This window comes from Amycolatopsis sp. NPDC004368, from assembly GCF_053602515.1.
The window spans coordinates 1-1,111 of sequence record NZ_JBSGDT010000095.1 but is presented as its reverse complement, the minus strand read 5'-3'; the positions used below and the strand labels follow the sequence as shown (position 1 = coordinate 1,111).

Genomic DNA, 1,111 nt, shown 5'->3' with positions numbered 1-1,111 from the left:
TGTATGAGGCCATGACGTTCGTGACGCCGGTGCGGAGCCTCGACGCTGGTGGCTGATCTCCGGCGGCAGTGTGTGGTCGATGGTAGTTGTAATGCACGTTCCAGACGGCCAGGGCTGAGGTGCGATGGGCTTCGCTGGTCCAGATGTGGGCGTAGAGGAATTCTTCGGCCAGGATGCGGTTGTAGCGCTCGATCTTGCCGTTGTGGCGGGGAGTGTAGGGCGTGATCCGTTGGTGGCGGGCTCCGCGGAGGACGGTGGCGAAGTCGCCTGCGCGGTAGCAGGAGCCGTTGTCGGTGACGAGGCGGTGGATGTGGGTGATGCCGTGGGCGGCGAAGAACGCGCGGGCGCGGTGGACGAATCTGATCGCGGTGCGGGCGGTTTCGTCGGGCAGGGCTTCGGTGTAGGCCAGGCGGGAGTAGCCGTCGATGGCGGAGTGCAGGTAGGTGTAGCGGGGCCGCTGGCCTCGGGTCTTGCCGCGGCGGGCGTGTTTGTCCTGGTCGCTGCCTTTGCCGTGGATTCGCCAGCCGCCGCCGTCGGGGATCTGGCCGGTTTTCTTCACGTCGAGGTGGACCATGTGCCCGGGCCAGCGCGCGATGATCCGTTGCGGTGCCCGGTTGGTCGCCCCGGTGGGGTCGAGGAAGCGGCGTCGGTTCAGGCCCAGCTGCAGCAGGTGGCGGCCGACCGTGCGGACGGAGATGGTGATGCCCTCGGCGGCCAGTTCGGTGGCGATGCGGCGGGCGGAGTACTTGCGTTGCCGGCGCAGCTGCTCGATCCGGGCCACCACCTGCGCGGGAGTGGTGGTGGGCTGGTGGTGCGGGACGCTGGGCCGGTCGAGCAGGCCGGCTTCGCCGTAGCGGCGCCAGCGGTTGACCCACTTGGATGCGCATTGCCGCGAGATGCCCATCTCGGCGGCGACATGGGCGATCGGGCGGGTCTGGCACCGCCGCACGAGCCGGCGACGGCCCTCGAGCGACAGCGGGGCATTACGGTGGTGCATGGACGGGTCTTTCTGCTTGGCGGATGTGTTGGTCGCACTTCTCATCCTGCCGCCGAAAGACCCGTCCCTTATCTCAGGCCCCGTCAGCCGACACCAACGTCATGCCCCGCAACA

Annotated in this window: 1 protein-coding gene; it reads right to left on the bottom strand. The window is 68.5% G+C overall.

The genetic code is table 11. The annotated features are described in order from the left end of the window. A partial coding sequence (locus ACWEOE_RS42140; RefSeq protein ID WP_452019463.1) for an IS481 family transposase occupies positions 1 to 997 on the bottom strand: 997 nt, incomplete at its 3' end. Positions 998 to 1,111: the final 114 nt, after the last annotated feature.